17 protein-coding genes are annotated in these 15,614 nt (G+C 50.2%); all 17 read left to right on the forward strand.

Annotated elements, in window-relative coordinates; translation table 11 throughout:
* Nucleotides 1-7: 7 nt before the first annotated feature.
* The 17 genes from hisD (at nt 8) to QMK20_RS00525 (ending at nt 15,613) form a co-directional block, all read left to right on the forward strand.
* Nucleotides 8-1,315 carry a histidinol dehydrogenase gene (hisD, locus tag QMK20_RS00445; protein WP_283654134.1) on the forward strand — a complete coding sequence of 436 codons (1,308 nt, stop codon included), beginning with the start codon at nt 8-10 and terminating at the stop codon, nt 1,313-1,315.
* The gene (gene hisB / locus QMK20_RS00450) at nt 1,305-1,913 is read left to right on the forward strand and encodes an imidazoleglycerol-phosphate dehydratase HisB (RefSeq protein WP_283654135.1); all 609 of its coding nucleotides are present in this window, start codon (nt 1,305-1,307) and stop codon (nt 1,911-1,913) included. Before hisD ends, hisB begins: the two co-directional genes overlap by 11 nt.
* A 3-nt stretch (nt 1,914-1,916) precedes the next feature.
* Nucleotides 1,917-2,546, forward strand: coding sequence for an imidazole glycerol phosphate synthase subunit HisH (gene hisH, locus QMK20_RS00455; RefSeq protein WP_283654136.1), 630 nt, complete (start codon nt 1,917-1,919; stop codon nt 2,544-2,546).
* Between the two features lie 43 nt (nt 2,547-2,589).
* Nucleotides 2,590-3,321 carry a 1-(5-phosphoribosyl)-5-[(5-phosphoribosylamino)methylideneamino]imidazole-4-carboxamide isomerase gene (hisA, locus tag QMK20_RS00460; RefSeq protein ID WP_283654137.1) on the forward strand — a complete coding sequence of 244 codons (732 nt, stop codon included), beginning with the start codon at nt 2,590-2,592 and terminating at the stop codon, nt 3,319-3,321.
* A gap of 11 nt (nt 3,322-3,332) precedes the next feature.
* Nucleotides 3,333-4,091 (forward strand): imidazole glycerol phosphate synthase subunit HisF, encoded by a 759-nt coding sequence (gene hisF / locus QMK20_RS00465; protein WP_025684761.1) that lies wholly within the window; start codon nt 3,333-3,335, stop codon nt 4,089-4,091.
* Nucleotides 4,088-4,828 (forward strand): bifunctional phosphoribosyl-AMP cyclohydrolase/phosphoribosyl-ATP diphosphatase HisIE, encoded by a 741-nt coding sequence (hisIE, locus tag QMK20_RS00470; RefSeq protein ID WP_283654138.1) that lies wholly within the window; start codon nt 4,088-4,090, stop codon nt 4,826-4,828. Before hisF ends, hisIE begins: the two co-directional genes overlap by 4 nt.
* A gap of 36 nt (nt 4,829-4,864) precedes the next feature.
* Nucleotides 4,865-5,689, forward strand: coding sequence for a histidinol-phosphatase HisJ (gene hisJ, locus QMK20_RS00475; protein ID WP_283654139.1), 825 nt, complete (start codon nt 4,865-4,867; stop codon nt 5,687-5,689).
* Between the two features lie 231 nt (nt 5,690-5,920).
* Nucleotides 5,921-7,699: a tetratricopeptide repeat protein gene (locus QMK20_RS00480; RefSeq protein WP_283654140.1), complete on the forward strand. Its 1,779-nt coding sequence runs from the start codon at nt 5,921-5,923 to the stop codon at nt 7,697-7,699.
* Between the two features lie 40 nt (nt 7,700-7,739).
* Nucleotides 7,740-8,693, forward strand: a complete 954-nt coding sequence (gene trxB / locus QMK20_RS00485) for a thioredoxin-disulfide reductase (RefSeq protein ID WP_044645043.1) — start codon at nt 7,740-7,742, stop codon at nt 8,691-8,693.
* A gap of 288 nt (nt 8,694-8,981) precedes the next feature.
* On the forward strand, nt 8,982-9,932 hold the full coding sequence (locus tag QMK20_RS00490) for an ROK family glucokinase (protein WP_283654141.1): 951 nt from the start codon (nt 8,982-8,984) through the stop codon (nt 9,930-9,932).
* Nucleotides 9,933-9,983: 51 nt separating this feature from the next.
* Nucleotides 9,984-10,883, forward strand: a complete 900-nt coding sequence (gene rapZ / locus QMK20_RS00495) for an RNase adapter RapZ (RefSeq protein ID WP_013308254.1) — start codon at nt 9,984-9,986, stop codon at nt 10,881-10,883.
* 12 nt (nt 10,884-10,895) lie between these two features.
* Nucleotides 10,896-11,882: a gluconeogenesis factor YvcK family protein gene (locus tag QMK20_RS00500; RefSeq protein WP_134911640.1), complete on the forward strand. Its 987-nt coding sequence runs from the start codon at nt 10,896-10,898 to the stop codon at nt 11,880-11,882.
* Between the two features lie 5 nt (nt 11,883-11,887).
* A complete protein-coding gene (whiA, locus tag QMK20_RS00505) occupies nt 11,888-12,832 on the forward strand; it encodes a DNA-binding protein WhiA (protein WP_014279171.1) in 945 nt (314 codons plus the stop codon).
* A 135-nt stretch (nt 12,833-12,967) separates the two neighbouring features.
* The gene (locus tag QMK20_RS00510) at nt 12,968-13,237 is read left to right on the forward strand and encodes an HPr family phosphocarrier protein (RefSeq protein ID WP_007428150.1); all 270 of its coding nucleotides are present in this window, start codon (nt 12,968-12,970) and stop codon (nt 13,235-13,237) included.
* Nucleotides 13,238-13,507: 270 nt separating this feature from the next.
* Nucleotides 13,508-14,266 carry an SIMPL domain-containing protein gene (locus QMK20_RS00515; RefSeq protein WP_283656165.1) on the forward strand — a complete coding sequence of 253 codons (759 nt, stop codon included), beginning with the start codon at nt 13,508-13,510 and terminating at the stop codon, nt 14,264-14,266.
* 235 nt (nt 14,267-14,501) lie between these two features.
* Nucleotides 14,502-15,422 (forward strand): stalk domain-containing protein, encoded by a 921-nt coding sequence (locus QMK20_RS00520; RefSeq protein WP_283654142.1) that lies wholly within the window; start codon nt 14,502-14,504, stop codon nt 15,420-15,422.
* Nucleotides 15,416-15,613, forward strand: coding sequence for an RsiV family protein (locus tag QMK20_RS00525; RefSeq protein WP_283654143.1), 198 nt, complete (start codon nt 15,416-15,418; stop codon nt 15,611-15,613). The genes QMK20_RS00520 and QMK20_RS00525 overlap by 7 nt, the downstream gene beginning before the upstream one ends.
* Nucleotide 15,614 lies beyond the last annotated feature (1 nt).

The following is a 15,614-nucleotide window of genomic DNA, read 5'->3' on the forward strand; positions in this document are numbered from 1 at the left end:
TGGACAAATGAAGATCGTTTTAGCCCGTGATTTCAATCTCCAGCGCGAGGTCGATTATGGCACACCTGAGCAAAATGAAGCCGTTCGTGCGATTATCCGTTCGGTACGGCAGGAGGGAGATGCTGCTGTCCTGCGGTATACGGAATCGTTCGACGGTGTATCGCTGACGGCGGAGCAGCTCCGTGTGACGGAGGAAGAATTGAAGGCGGCATATGACAAGGTGGAGCCTTCTTTTTTGCAGGCGATTCGGGAGGCGGCGGACAATATCCGTGCTTTTCATACGAAGCAAAAACGTAATTCGTGGATGGATTTGCAGCCGGACGGCAGCCTGCTGGGCCAGATCATCCGACCGTTGAAGCGTGTAGGCGTGTATGTTCCTGGTGGTAAAGCAGCTTATCCGTCCTCGGTACTGATGAATGTGATCCCGGCTCAGGTGGCTGGTGTACCGGAGATCGTCATGGTGACACCCCCAGCAACAGGCGGCAAGGCGGGAATTGATCCATATACACTGGTTGCTGCGGCAGAGGCGGGTGTGACAGAAATGTACCGAGTTGGCGGAGCGCAGGCGATTGCGTCTCTCGCTTACGGGACTCATAGCATCGAACCCGTCGATAAAATTTGCGGCCCAGGCAACATTTATGTAGCGCTGGCGAAGCGCGAGGTATACGGGGCGGTGGATATCGACAGTATTGCAGGACCGAGTGAAATTGTCGTGCTGGCTGATGATACGGCGAATGCCTCTTATGTAGCCGCTGATCTGCTCTCGCAGGCAGAGCATGACGAAATGGCCTCGGCCATTCTGGTTACGCCCTCGCAGCGCTTGGCAGAAGAAGTATCAGCCGAGGTACAGCGCCAATTGGCAGAGCTGCCGCGCAGAGATATTGCTGCTGCATCCGTTGATGCCTATGGAGCGATTATTGTCGTTGATACGTTGCATGAGGGGATCCAGATTGTGAACAAACTTGCCCCGGAGCATTTGGAAATCATGACAGAGAATCCGATGGAGCATGTGGGTCTGATCGAAAATGCGGGAGCGATTTTTCTGGGAGCGTACAGCTCGGAGCCGGTAGGCGATTATTTTGCCGGGCCTAACCATATTATTCCGACTAATGGAACCGCGCGGTTCTCTTCTCCGGTCGATATTGATGATTTTATCAAGAAGTCGAGTATGATCTATTACAGCAAGGAAGCGCTGCTGCGCAATGGAGAGACGATTATGCAGCTTGCCCGGCATGAAGGGCTGGAAGGTCACGCAAGGGCGATACAGGTTCGATTGGACAATGAGAAAAAGGCGGTGGATGGCGATGGGGAATGAAAATAACGGAGCAGGACGTACAGGCAGCGTCAGCCGGAAGACGAACGAGACGGATATTCAGCTATCTTTTGCAGTAGATGGCACAGGGCAGGCCGAAATCGAGACAGATGTCCCCTTTCTGAATCATATGCTGGATTTGTTCACCAAGCATGGACAATTTGACCTGAACGTACAGGCCAGAGGGGATGTTGACATCGACGATCACCATACCGTGGAGGACATTGGTATCTGTCTGGGGCAAACCTTACTAGAATCGTTAGGTGATAAAAAGGGAATCAAGCGCTATGCCAGCGTCTTTGTACCGATGGATGAGGCGCTCGCGCAGGTCGTCATTGATCTTAGTAACCGACCGCATTTTGAGTATCGTGCGGAGTATCCGTCACAGCAGGTAGGGAGCTTTTCGACGGAGCTGGTGCATGAATTTCTGTGGAAATTCGCGCTGGAGGCTCGTATGACGCTGCACGTCATTGTTCACTACGGGCAAAATACCCACCATATGATCGAGGCGGTGTTCAAGGCACTGGGACGTGCACTGGATGAAGCGACATCCATTGACCCGCGGGTGACGGGAGTGCCTTCGACGAAGGGAGTGCTGTAGTCCATGTCCATTGCTATTGTGGATTACGGCAGAGGCAATCTGCATAGTGTGAGCAAGGCGGTTGAGCGTCTTGGCTATGAGGCTGTAGTGACAGGAGATGCGAAAGTGATACGTTCCGCCAGCGGTGTGATTTTGCCGGGTGTAGGGGCGTTCGGAGACGCTATGGAGCATTTGCGTTCCAGTGGCCTGGATCGGGTCATTCAGGAGGTCGCGAGCGCTGGACAGCCGCTGCTCGGCGTTTGCCTGGGGATGCAGCTGTTGTTCACTCGTGGCGAAGAATATGGCAGCCATGAGGGGCTGAATATTTTGCCGGGAGAGGTCGTGCGCTTTGCTCCTGATCTGGGTGTGAAGGTGCCGCATATGGGCTGGAACCGTCTGCGCATGACGCAGCCGGAGCATCCATTGTTGCAAGGCTTGGAGGAAGGGCATGTGTATTTTGTGCATTCTTATCATGCCAAGCCGGAGGTAGAAAGCGATTTGTTGGCGGTGACCGATTACGGTGGGCCGGTAACAGCTATCGTAGGCAGAGGCCATGTATACGGTATGCAGTTCCATCCAGAGAAGAGTGGGGAAATGGGTATGCGACTGCTTCGTCAGTTTTTGGAACTGGCGGAGGCGGAGAAGCGAGCGTAATTACACATAGGTATTTTTGAATAGCTCACAAGGGGGTCATACTTTGTTCACGATATATCCGGCGATTGATATTCGCGATGGCAAATGTGTACGGCTGGTGCAGGGTGATTATAACCAGGAGACGATATACAATGAAAATCCGGTGGAGGTGGCCCGGGAATGGGAGCGCTTGGGCGGTTCCTACATTCATCTGGTCGATCTGGACGGTGCTAAAGCGGGTCAACCTGTGAACGATGAGCTGATCGGACGCATCGCGTCTGCGGTGCAGGTACCTGTACAGGTGGGTGGTGGCTTGCGTACGCGCGAGCATGTGGAGCGGCTATTGTCACTGGGCGTGAGCCGCGTGATTTTGGGCACGGCGGCGATTGAGGACCGTGCTTTTACGGAAGCGGTGTTGGGTACCTATGGTGACCGGATCGCGATTGGTCTGGATGCGCGAAATGGCTATGTAGCGACACGAGGGTGGCTCGAAACCTCGGAGGTGCGAGCGGATGAACTGGCGGCTGAGCTGGCCTCCAAGGGTGCAGAAACGTTCATTTTTACGGACATTTCCCGCGATGGAATGATGCAGGGTCCGAATGTAGAGGCGATCGTGGCGCTTGCGAAAAGCAGTGGACGCACCGTGATTGCTTCTGGCGGTGTCAGCAAGATGGACGATCTGATTACGCTAAGTGCTTATGCGCAAAAAGGTGTAGGCGGCGCTATTGTGGGTAAGGCATTGTATACAGGCAGCATTAATTTACAGGTCGCCGTACAAGCTGTAGCAAAGGCATAGGGGGAGTAGGCATGCTGGCTAAACGGATTATTCCCTGCTTGGACGTAAAGGATGGCAGGGTGGTTAAGGGCGTCAATTTTGTGAACTTACGCGATGCAGGCGATCCGGTAGAGCTGGCGGCGCTTTATGACCGGGAAGGCGCAGACGAAATCGTATTTCTGGATATTTCCGCTTCGGTTGAAGGTCGCGCCACTATGGAAGAGGTGGTTCGTCAGACAGCGGGGGAAATTGCCATTCCCTTCACCGTGGGCGGCGGGATATCGCATGTCGATGATATGAAGCGCATCCTGCGTGCAGGGGCCGATAAAATCGGCATTAATACGGCGGCTGTTCGCAACCCTCAGCTGATTGCGGAGGGTGCGCGCAGCTTTGGCTCACAATGCATCGTAGTCGCGATTGATGCCAAGTACAATGAGGCTTGGGGCGAATGGGAAGTGTATACACACGGAGGCCGCACGCCATCCGGCATTCGGGCCTTGGCTTGGGCCAAGGAGGCTGAACGGCTGGGGGCAGGCGAAATTCTGTTGACCAGCATGAATGCGGACGGAACCAAGGATGGTTTTGATCTGCCGCTGACCTCTGCGGTGTCGGATACCGTGGGTATTCCGGTCATTGCTTCCGGTGGAGCGGGCAAGCAGGAGCATTTTTATGACGTGTTTACGGCGGGTAAAGCGGACGCTGGCTTAGCGGCAACCATTTTTCACTATAAAGAAATAGGAATTCCCGAGCTAAAACGGGATTTGAAGCGCAGAGGAGTGGAGATACGATGAGCAACGAATTGAACCAGCAGCTATCTCTGGAACAGGTATTGGATAATATCCGCTGGAATGAAGCGGGACTTGTCTCGGCGATTGTGCAGGATGATGCCACGCTTCAAGTATTGACGCTGGCCTATATGAATCGAGAATCGCTGAAGCTTTCTCTGGAATCGGGAGAGACGTGGTTTTGGTCCCGTTCCAGACAGGAACTGTGGCACAAGGGGGCAACCTCGGGGAATACGCAAAAAATCACCTCCATTCAGCTGGATTGTGACGGTGACGCTCTGCTTGTTCGTGTAATTCCCAATGGCCCTGCCTGCCATACCGGAGCGACGAGTTGCTTTTTCCGTGATATTTCTGCGTCAGGAACGGCTGTAGCTCCTGCTTCGGAAAATGCCGGGGGCCAAGCGTCGGTGGCGACTCAAACGGGCACGACTCATGCTGCAACAGACCGCTTTGAGGTGCTTGCCCAGCTGGAAGCAATCATTAAGGAGCGGGAAGTGACACGTCCTGAAGGGGCCTATACGACCTACCTTTTTGACAAAGGCGTGGATAAGATTCTGAAAAAGGTTGGCGAAGAAGCATCCGAGACGATCATTGCCGCCAAGAATAAGGATAATGAGGAGCTTCGTCTGGAGGTCAGCGATCTGATTTATCACTTGCTGGTACTGTTACAGGAGCGCAAACTACCGCTGGATGATGTGCTGACTGAGCTGAACCGCCGTCATGAGCGTCCCCGTCGTGATTAAAATGGGTGATGTAGCGCTGAAAGAGGGGAGAGCCGCATGAAAATTGACTATCATACGCATCATGCCCGCTGTGGTCATGCGATAGGAAATCTGGAAGAGTATGTGCAGCAGGGTATTCGGTTGGGGCTGGATCAGCTCGGCTTGTCCGATCACATGCCGCTATTGCATGTTAACCCGGCCGACTATTATCCGGAGATGGCGATGCCTATGGAAGAGCTGCCACGTTATGTGGAAGAATGTCTGGAATTAAAACAACGCTATAAGGGACAGATTGACATTCGTGTCGGCTTGGAAGGCGACTACATCGAGGGCTGGGAACAGGAAATCGAAGACATCATCACCGCATATCCGTGGGATTATGTGATTGGCTCCGTACATTTTCTCGGGGAGTGGGATGTAACAGATTTCCGTCAGGTGCACCATTGGGAAGGCAAAAATGTGCTGGAGGTGTACCGGACTTATTACGATGCGGTTTCCAAAGCGGCAGCGACCGGGTTGTATGACATCATGGGTCATCTGGATGTCATTAAGCGTTTCGGCCACTATCCGAAGTCGGAGGAAGCGGAGGAGCTGCGTGAGCTGGAGCGCTCTACACTCTCGGCCGTTGCCCGCAGCGGGCGGGCGATGGAGCTGAATGCATCGGGGCTATCCAAGCCCTGTGCAGAGATGTTCCCGAGCCGCCGCATGCTGGAGGAGGCATTGGCGCTAGGCATCCCGCTGACGGTAGGGTCAGATGCTCATGATCCGGCGAAGCTGTCCGAGCATTTGGAGAAGGCGCGCGCGCTTCTGCATGAGGTCGGATATCGGGAGCTTGCCGTATTCCGGCAGCGTGAGCGCTCGTCCGTGCCGTTGACGCTTTGAGGTCTATGTTCTGCCTAATATATAGCCCGATAATCAGCCGAACGTTGCCTTTTTACACATGAAGGCGCGTGCGGCTATTTGGCTTATTCACTCATTTTCCAGCGGATGGGTCAGGACAGGGTTCCGTTTTTTGGGATGAGGTATACCCTACTGTCAAGTCGTTTTAAAGTTGTGGTATACTGAAGGGTATGAACATGCCAGTTACAGTTAAAGGAGGTGCCTTTGTTATTTATGAAAGGGAAACATCTGCGAGCTTCGGGACCTAGCCCTAAGATTATTGTTTTGCGTTTCGACGCATCTTTCTTTTTTGAGAAAGCTGTGCGCTCGCTTGATCGCAATCATTATGACAAGGCATTGAAATATTTTCGCAAAGCCGTTGAATATGAACCGGATAATCCGGTGAATCATTGCAATATGGCGGGTATATTATCAGAGATGGGGGATTATGCAGGTTCGAATGAGATCCTGTCCTCTGTTCTGAGCGACGTAGACCCGTCGATGACAGAGTGTTACTTCTATATGGCGAATAATTACGCCAATATGGAGCAGTTTGAAGAAGCGGAGAAAGCCTTGGTCACGTATTTGGAGGAGGACGAGGAAGGACAGTTTCTCGATGAAGCCGAGGAAATGATGGAGCTGCTCTATTATGAGCTGGACCGTCCAACCAAGCTGAACCGCATTAAGGCCCGGCAGGGAGTGGTCGAGCATGATCAGGCCCGTGTCCTGCTGGAGGAAGGGAAGTTTGCTCAGGCGGCCCAATTGCTTAAGCAAATTTCAGAGGAACAGCCGGACATGTTCGCTGCGCGGAACAATCTGGCGCTGGCGTATTACTACATGGGACTGTTTCAAAATGCGAAGACAACCATTCTTCGGGTACTGGAGGATGAACCAGGTAATTTGCATGCGCTGTGCAACTTGGCGATCTTTTATCAGCATGAGGGCGGCGGCCCGGAATTGGATCGTCTGATTCAAACGTTGACGGTCACCATACCATTTCAAGAGGAGCAGGTATTCAAGCTGGCTACTACGATGGGGATTCTCGGACGTCATGAGGAGGCCTACAGACATTTCCGCAGGTTGCTCCAAGGTGACGGAGAGAATAATGATGACGCCTCCCTGTACCATTATACGGCGGTGGCTGCCAGCAATACGGGAAGATATGCGGAAGCCCGGCGGTTGTGGGGTCATTTGCAAAAGCAGGATGCTTCCTCGGAAGTTCCACGGTTTTTCCTGTCCCGGCTGGAGGAGCTCCAGCAGGAGGGCACACCGCTGCAAGTACTCAGCTACCATTACCATCTCCCCTTTGAGGAGCAATTCCGCATGTGGGAGAAGTTCGGAGCTGACCAGGTGCCTGACAGTATGAAGCGAGATCCGCTAATTCGGTCTTCCTTCTTCTGGGCGTTGCGCCACGGCGATCGAGCGACCCAGCTTCAAGTCATTCAGGCGCTAAGCCTGATCGGTGACGATGAGGTGCGACAGGCATTGGAGTCCTTCGTAGAAGACCCGGATCAGGAAGGCGAGTTGAAACGGCGCGCCTTGCAAGTACTGCAAGAGCTGACGGAGCCGTCAGTTAAGGACATACAGGAGACAAATCAGGAAACGGAGCGACTTCTGCGACCAGAGTCAGAGAAGGTTCACCACGTATCCGAAGATGAGGTGTCTGCCCATTCAACTGTCCATCCGGAATGGCAGGCAGTGTTGGATAAGGTACTTGCCGTTATGAGCAAGTCTGATCCGGTCATGCAGCGCGATTTGAGGTCACTTTGGCTAGAATATCTGGATCGGCTTGCCCCGGAAGTCCCGATTGTTCAGCATACTGAGGGATGGGCAGCGGCGCTGGAATACTTGACAGCCAAAATGAATCATCATTCGGTGACCTATCAGGAAGTAGCTGACCGTTATGGTATTTCCGTATCGACCGTAAGCCGCTATGCACGCCAGATTGACAGCGTGTGCGGTATCAAGCAGAAGATGAAACAGCCGCTCTCCACGTTTAAAAAGCAGGTCTGAGATCTGATACAAACACCACTTAGAAGGAGGCAACAAACGTATGTATAAATCCATAATTATTGGTACAGGTCCTGCAGGCTATACAGCAGCTATTTATTTGGCGCGCGCAAACATGAATCCACTGATCATTGAGGGAATGCAGCCCGGCGGGCAGCTTACCACAACGACTGAAATTGAAAATTTTCCGGGTTTTGAGCAAGGTATCCTTGGACCTGAGTTGATGGATAACATGCGCAAGCAAGCCGAACGCTTTGGCGCTGAATTTACTTCTGGCTGGGTAGAGGAAGTGGATTTCAGCAAGCGCCCTTTTAAAGTGAAGGTAGAGGGAAGAGGCATCATTGAGGCGGAGTCGGTGATTATTGCTACAGGAGCGTCCGCCAGATATCTTGGTATTCCGGGTGAGCAGGACAACGTGGGACGCGGAGTCAGCACTTGTGCGACCTGCGACGGCTTCTTTTTCCGTGGGAAAAAAATCATCGTAGTGGGTGGCGGAGATTCAGCCATGGAGGAAGCGAGCTTCCTGACCCGGTTTGCTTCCAGCGTAACCTTGGTTCACCGTCGCGATGAGCTGCGGGCGTCTAAAATTATGCAGGATCGCGCACGGGAAAATGAAAAAGTACATTGGGCGTTAAACCGGACTCCTGTGGAGGTCGTAACGGGAGAGACGGGATTAAAGGGCTTGAAGGTACACAATAATGAGACGAATCAGGATGAGCTGCTTGAGGCAGATGGTGTGTTCGTAGCCATCGGACATACGCCTAATACAGGCTTCCTGAACGGCCAAATCAGTACAGACGATCATGGTTATATTCAAGTGAAGCCAGGAACGACAGAAACGAACATTCCCGGGGTATTTGCCTGCGGGGATGTGCAGGATAACCGTTACCGTCAAGCCATTACGGCTGCGGGAACGGGCTGTATGGCGGCTATGGACTGCGAGAAATATCTCGAAGGTAGCGCTGTTCATGACTGGAGCGAAACACTGGATCAATAAAGAAAGCTACAGAATACAATATGGCTAAGGTGAGGGCGATGGATAGGCCCTGTTAAGACGTGCCTTGGATTCAGGAAGAGAAAGCCTGCTGCATCTGCACAGGCTTTCTCCTTTTTATGGATGACGAGACCTGAAGTTCCGCTAATCCTGCGCTTTCCAACAGGGAAGTGTCCTTGACCGTAACGGGGGCTTCAATTATAGTTGGAACGTAGGTAACTATTATAAGTCAAGATTTTAATCATATATTTCATACACAGTTTTTAAGTAAACATAAAGGTGGCTTGGAACATGTCTGAAAGTATCTATGTGGGTGTCGATTTGGGCGGTACAGCAATCAAGGTAGGCATTTGTAATGAAGACGGACAGCTTTTGCACACATACGAAGGACCAACGGAAACAGCTAAGGGCGTAGACGTTGTGATCAGCAATATCGAAAAATATGTGCGGCACATTGTTGAGCAATCTCCCTATGAATGGGATCAACTGAAGGGTGTCGGAGCGGGCGTTGCCGGTTTTACGAATGTTCGCGAAGGCATTATAGTCCTCGCTCCCAATATTGGCTTTCGTGACGTACCGATTCGTGCGCTGTTGGAGGAACGGATCGGCAAGCCTGTAAAAATAGACAACGATGCTAACGTCGCTGCACTTGGCGAAGCTTGGGCCGGGGCGGGCAAAGGTATAGAAAACTGCGTATGCTATACCCTGGGTACGGGTGTTGGTGGTGGTATTATTATTAATGGTAAAATATATCAAGGTTTTTCAGGCATGGCTGGAGAAATTGGTCATATGAGCGTTGTACCGGATCTGGAGGCCATTCAGTGTGGATGCGGCAAAATGGGTTGCCTGGAAACCGTATCTTCCGCAACGGGCATTATCCGTATGGCAAATGACGCTGTGGAACGTGGAGATCGGACTTCTCTGGCGCTGGAAGATCAAATCGCCGCCAAGGAAGTATTTGATGCAGCCAAGGCCGGGGATGAGGTCGCACTCCGTATCGTGAAGCGAGCTGCCTTTTATTTGGGGAAATCTATGGCAGCGGTTGCCACCGTGCTAAACCCGGAGCTGTTTATTGTAGGCGGGGGTGTTTCCAAAGCGGGTGATTTCTTGTTCGAAGAGATGCGTCTGGTATTTGCCAAACTGGCACCTGAGCCGCTCCAGCAAGGGGTATCTATTGTTCCGGCATCGCTTGGCAATGACGCAGGTATTGTAGGAGCAGCCGGTTTGCTGCTGCGCTCCTGATCCATAGGTTACTGACATAGAGCGAAGAAGCAAAAGGAGAGGGAAGTCCATATGACAGACAACTTAAAAAACGCTGCGCCGTGGGCAACACTCATTATTATTACGGGAATGTCAGGCGCAGGGAAGACCATTGCAGTGCAAAGCCTGGAAGACTTGGGCTTCTTCTGCGTTGATAATTTACCGCCTGTGCTGATTCCCAAATTTGCTGAATTAATTGAACAGTCCAACGGTAAGATAGGCAAAGTGGCGCTGGTGATTGACTTGCGCGGGCGAGAATTTTTTACAGCCTTGTCGGAATCATTGAACTATATTAAGGATCATTTTACGATTCATTGTGAAATTTTGTTCCTGAATGCCAATGACGGTGTTCTCGTACAGCGATACAAGGAGAGCCGTCGTCGCCACCCGCTTGCTCCGGATGGTATGCCTCTTGACGGTATACGACTGGAGCGCAAAATGTTGGAGGAGCTGAAAAGCTCGGCAACACAGGTCATTGATACAAGTGTAATGAAGCCTGCAACTTTAAAGGCGCGGATTATTTCCCGATTTTCTCATCTGGAGAGCAGCATGCTTTCCGTAAACATTACCTCTTTCGGCTTCAAATATGGTATTCCCATTGATGCCGATCTCATATTCGACGTGCGTTTCCTGCCCAATCCTCACTATGTGGACCAATTGCGACCACACACCGGACAGGATAGCGATGTGTATGATTATGTTATGAAATGGCCGGAGACTCAGGCATTTCTGACCAAGCTACTGGATATGTTACATTTTTTGATTCCGCAATACCGCAAGGAAGGCAAAAGCCAGGTCATTATTGGTATCGGGTGTACCGGCGGTAAGCATCGTTCTGTCGCGATATCTGAATATTTAGGAAAAATGCTGGGTGCCAGTGAAACAGAATCAGTTTCTGTTTCACATCGGGATGCTGATCGCGACCGGCATTAATGAGGTGAAAACATGAAAGAGACCGGATCACAACGGGAGCGCCCTCGTATTGTTGTTATGGGCGGCGGAACCGGCTTGTCCGTCATGCTGCGGGGGTTGAAACAAAAGCCGCTGGATATTACGGCTATTGTTACAGTCGCTGACGATGGCGGAAGCTCCGGGATATTGCGCAGTGAGCTACAAATGCCCCCTCCGGGGGATATTCGTAATGTGCTGACTGCACTGGCTGATGTAGAGCCGGTGATGTCCGATATGCTGAAATATCGTTTCGGTGCAGGATCAGGCTTGGCAGGCCATAGTCTGGGCAACCTGATTTTAGCGGCGATGACCGATATATCAGGAGATTTTGTGACGGCGGTGCGTGAGCTTAGCCGTGTATTTGCTGTACGGGGGCGTGTGCTGCCGGCGGCTGAAGAAGGCGTTGTGCTGAGTGCCGAAATGGAGGATGGCACGGTGGTTACCGGTGAATCCAAAATCCCGGAAGCGGGCGGCAGAATCAAACGTGTTTTTCTTGAACCGACTCACGTGGAGCCGTTGCCTGAGGCTGTAGAGGCCATTAATGAGGCCGATGCGATCCTGATTGGTCCTGGCAGTCTGTACACCAGCATTTTGCCGAATTTGCTTGTACCGAAGCTTGCAGAGGCTGTGGTGAAATCAGACGCTATCAAGATATTCGTCTGCAACGTTATGACTCAGCCAGGCGAAACGGATGGATATACAGTGGGGGACCACTTGCAGGCTATTTATGAGCATGTAGGGCATCATTTGTTTGATTATGTGATCGTCAATAATGGAGAGATTCCGCCTCAGGTACAGGAAATGTATGCCGAGCAGGGTGCCAAGCCAGTTCAAGTAGACATGGGAGAGCTGACTGAGCGGGGGTATAAAGTGGTGGCAGATACGCTTGTTCTGTTCCGCACCTATTTACGGCATGATGCCGACAAACTGAGCCAGCACATTTACCAATTGGTACAAAACTGGATATTAAGAAGGAGGTGAGTCCCTTGTCCTTTGCGGCACAAACAAAAAAAGAGCTTACGATGATTGAAAGCCAGCCCTGCTGTGAAAAAGCGGAACTATCTGCGCTCATACGTATGCTCGGGTCCGTACAGCTGTCCAACAAAAGGGTGATATTGGACGTGTCCACAGAAAATGCCGCGATTGCAAGGCGGATTTACTCCTTGATCAAAAAGCATTTTCAAGTTCATATTGAGCTGCTTGTACGGAAAAAAATGCGCCTGAAAAAAAATAACGTGTACATTGTCCGCATTCCAAGCGGTGTACAAGAGCTCTTGAAGGATCTTTACATCGTATCAGAAGGGTTCTTGTTCACGGACGGGATTAATCGGGATATCATTCGGAAAAACTGTTGTAAGCGGGCTTATTTGCGTGGCGCTTTTATGGCAGGTGGTTCTGTGAACAATCCGGAGGGATCGTCTTACCATCTGGAGATTTCCTCGATGTATGAGGAGCATTGCCAGGCGCTGGTCGATCTGGCGAATGAGTTTCATCTGAATGCCCGCTGCATTGAGCGAAAAAAAGGCTTTATTCTCTACATCAAGGAAGGCGAAAAGATCATTGAGCTACTCAGCATCATTGGCGCGCATCAGGCTTTGTTCAAATTCGAGGATGTCCGCATTATGCGTGATATGCGTAATTCCGTCAACCGGATTGTTAATTGTGAAACGGCTAATTTGAACAAGACGATTGGAGCTGCTGTCCGGCAAATTGAGAATATCAAGCTGCTGGAGAGGGAAGTCGGCCTGGATACGCTGCCAGATAAGCTGCGCGAGGTGGCGGAAATACGTCTCGCTCATCCTGATTTGAATTTAAAAGAAGTCGGGGAAATGCTCAAAGGGGTTGTGAGTAAGTCGGGTGTCAATCATCGACTTCGCAAAATTGACGAGATGGCTGACAAAATCAGGGGAGAAAACGGCCTGATTCCATAAAAGGAGTGTCTGTGGGGCTTCAGCCCCGGTTTTTTTAGTTTTTTTTCTAGTGTCTGTCCCGGGTTAATGTTATAATGTGATAAATAAAATGGAGTAAGTAGTGTCCAGATTTATTTGATGAGGGGGTAAGCTGACATGTCAAAACATCCGGTAGTCGTACGCTTGAAAACAGGACTGCACGCCAGACCTGCTGCGTTGTTCGTACAGGAAGCGAATAAATATTCATCTGAGATTTTTGTGGAAAAAGAAGACAAGAAGGTTAATGCCAAGAGTATTATGGGTATTATGAGCCTTGCCATCAGTACAGGTACTGAAATTTACATTAGTGCTGAAGGTGCGGATGCCGAACAGGCTGTAAACGCTTTAGTAAGTCTGGTTAGTAAAGTAGAGCTGGAAAATCAATAAATAAACATCTGCTTTGTGATATGGTATATGCTCTTAGTGAAAAGCCCCTTTGGGGCTTTTTTTGTACCCGAAAAAACAGAGTGGGCAATCCCCTGTTGGGCTGCTACAATGTGGTCTCTTTGAATATCGGCGCTGTGTTTAGCCCAAGCTACAAGCAATTTAAATTCTGTGATGGTACTCTGTTTCGAAAATGTGGTGCCTAACTGCAACCTTTTCCCTTAGTTTCCGTCTGGAAGGTACATACATCATCAAGAAAAGAGGGCGAATATGATGAAGCATTGGACAAAAGCTGCAAATACAGCAGTTCTGGCAGGAGCATTATTGGCAGGAGTAGTAGCGGGAGGATTATGGACAGGAGCAGATCGCGCCTATGCCGCGTCAGCATCTACGACGGTAAGCAGTGTAATTAATGTGAGTGGCAGCGGGGAAGTATTGGTTAAACCCGATATTGCCTATCTATCCATCGGCGTACAATCTGAAGGAAATACAGCAGCAGCTGCCCAAAAAGCCAACGCCGCTAAAATAAGTAAGGTCACACAACTGCTGAAAGAAAAGTGGAGCATCAGTGCAGACGACATTCAGACGAGCCAGTTCTACGTGCAGCCTAACTATACCTATGACGAAAAACAAGGACAGAAGCTCAAAGGCTATATTGCCAATCATACGCTTTCCGTAAAGTACCGTAATTTGGATAAAATCGGTCAGTTACTGGATGAGGCTACACAGTCTGGAGCGAACAACGTGGATAATGTGCGTTTTTCGGTAGAAAACTCTTCAGCTTATGAAGAAGAAGCGATTGCCAAGGCGTTGGGAAATGCTCAATCCAAAGCCAGTGCTGTAGCGAAGGCAACCAAACGAGGGCTTGGAACTCTCCTGAACGTAACGGTAGATGGGGGAGATGCCCAAATCTTCACACAACGTGAGGCTGCTATGAGTAAAGCACTCTTGGATACAAGCGGCGGAACAGAAATACAATCCGGTCAAGTGACTGTGAAGGTCCAAGTATCGGCACAATACGAATTGAACTAACGTACAGATGATAACGAAGCCACAAGCGTCCTGCTTTATTTGCAGGATGACTTGCTGGCTTTTTTATATGTCGAAATTATTTTGTAATGAGTCTGTAATAGCTGGGTCCCCTAGATGTACAGATTGAAATCGGAGAGTGTACAGATTGTAAACTACGAACATAGGGGGATAGATATAATAAGTAAAGTAATCAATACACGTAGAATACACATCTATAACAGGAGGAATATTTAATATGAACAAGCATACAAAAAAATGGGGCTCCGCACTGCTGGCAGCGGGAATTTTAGTAGGAGTTGCAGTTGTTCCCGTTTCCTATATCGAGGCAGCTTCATACAAACAACAGGCTACAGCACAGCAACCAGGTATTTCTATTAAATGGAATGGTAAAACGTTGGCGACCAAAGGGATTCAGGTGAACGGAAGCACAGTGATTCCCGTAGCAGCATTGCGCGACAGCCTGGGGATTCCGGTGAGTTATGATGCCAAAACAGCGACTTATACCGTAGGTAGTGGGTACAATAAGCTTTACATCATGTCCTCTTCCTCCGATGGTCCCTATGTCAATGTCAATGGAATAACCACACGCAACATGGACGCCAAACAGATCGCCGGGAAGCTGTACATTCCTATGAGTCTGCTGAAAGACTATCTGGGTATCGATGCTCAGTGGAATGCAGCTCAGAAAACAGTAACAATGAGTAAAAGCCAGCTAAATCCGATCACGATTACGTCCCAATCTCTTCCGGCTTCGAGTGATGCAAAGGTTTCCTACAAGGTTAAGTACTCGCAAATCAGCGGTGGCCAGCTAAACCCTGAAGCTCAGCAGGCCATTAATAGTGTGCTCAAAAAGCAAGCGGAGGGAATACTGGCAGCAGGCAAAAAGCAAGTAGCAGAGGGTGAACCTACAGTAGAAAGACCGTATACTTTCAGTAATGATTTTGCTATTGCCTATAACCAACAAGGGATTTTGAGCATCATTATGGAGGATTACTCCGATACGGCTGGTGCTCATGGTATGACGGCCCGTAAAGGATATACGTTCTCACTCGCTGATGGAAAATTGCTGCAATTGTCTGACGTGCTGAAGGCCAATCCTAATTACAAACAGTTTCTTAATAGCGACCTGAAGAAAAAATTAATGGTCCAATGGTGAATGAAGGCGGCTTTGGTGGCTTCAAGAATATTGCGGCTAATCCGAATTTTTATGTAACGAATAGCGGTGTGACGATTGTGTTTGACTTGTATGAGTATGGGCCTTATGCGTATGGTATTCCTGAGTTCACTTATTCGTTTGGTCAATTGTTGCCTCAAGGCAGCAAGCCTTTTACTGGACAGAATGAATAGT

The organism is Paenibacillus sp. RC334, from assembly GCF_030034735.1.
GTDB classification, from domain to species: domain Bacteria; phylum Bacillota; class Bacilli; order Paenibacillales; family Paenibacillaceae; genus Paenibacillus; species Paenibacillus terrae_A.

Excerpts from the sequence above, each read along its gene's own strand:
- hisD (WP_283654134.1), top strand. The coding sequence starts at position 8 with ATGAAGATCGTTTTAGCCCGTGATTTCAATCTCCAGCGCGAGGTCGAT.
- hisB (WP_283654135.1), top strand. The coding sequence starts at position 1,305 with ATGGGGAATGAAAATAACGGAGCAGGACGTACAGGCAGCGTCAGCCGG.
- hisH (WP_283654136.1), top strand. The coding sequence starts at position 1,917 with ATGTCCATTGCTATTGTGGATTACGGCAGAGGCAATCTGCATAGTGTG.
- hisF (WP_025684761.1), top strand. The coding sequence starts at position 3,333 with ATGCTGGCTAAACGGATTATTCCCTGCTTGGACGTAAAGGATGGCAGG.
- hisIE (WP_283654138.1), top strand. The coding sequence starts at position 4,088 with ATGAGCAACGAATTGAACCAGCAGCTATCTCTGGAACAGGTATTGGAT.
- hisJ (WP_283654139.1), top strand. The coding sequence starts at position 4,865 with ATGAAAATTGACTATCATACGCATCATGCCCGCTGTGGTCATGCGATA.
- QMK20_RS00480 (WP_283654140.1), top strand. The coding sequence starts at position 5,921 with ATGAAAGGGAAACATCTGCGAGCTTCGGGACCTAGCCCTAAGATTATT.
- trxB (WP_044645043.1), top strand. The coding sequence starts at position 7,740 with ATGTATAAATCCATAATTATTGGTACAGGTCCTGCAGGCTATACAGCA.
- QMK20_RS00490 (WP_283654141.1), top strand. The coding sequence starts at position 8,982 with ATGTCTGAAAGTATCTATGTGGGTGTCGATTTGGGCGGTACAGCAATC.
- rapZ (WP_013308254.1), top strand. The coding sequence starts at position 9,984 with ATGACAGACAACTTAAAAAACGCTGCGCCGTGGGCAACACTCATTATT.
- QMK20_RS00500 (WP_134911640.1), top strand. The coding sequence starts at position 10,896 with ATGAAAGAGACCGGATCACAACGGGAGCGCCCTCGTATTGTTGTTATG.
- QMK20_RS00510 (WP_007428150.1), top strand. The coding sequence starts at position 12,968 with ATGTCAAAACATCCGGTAGTCGTACGCTTGAAAACAGGACTGCACGCC.
- QMK20_RS00515 (WP_283656165.1), top strand. The coding sequence starts at position 13,508 with ATGAAGCATTGGACAAAAGCTGCAAATACAGCAGTTCTGGCAGGAGCA.
- QMK20_RS00520 (WP_283654142.1), top strand. The coding sequence starts at position 14,502 with ATGAACAAGCATACAAAAAAATGGGGCTCCGCACTGCTGGCAGCGGGA.
- QMK20_RS00525 (WP_283654143.1), top strand. The coding sequence starts at position 15,416 with ATGGTGAATGAAGGCGGCTTTGGTGGCTTCAAGAATATTGCGGCTAAT.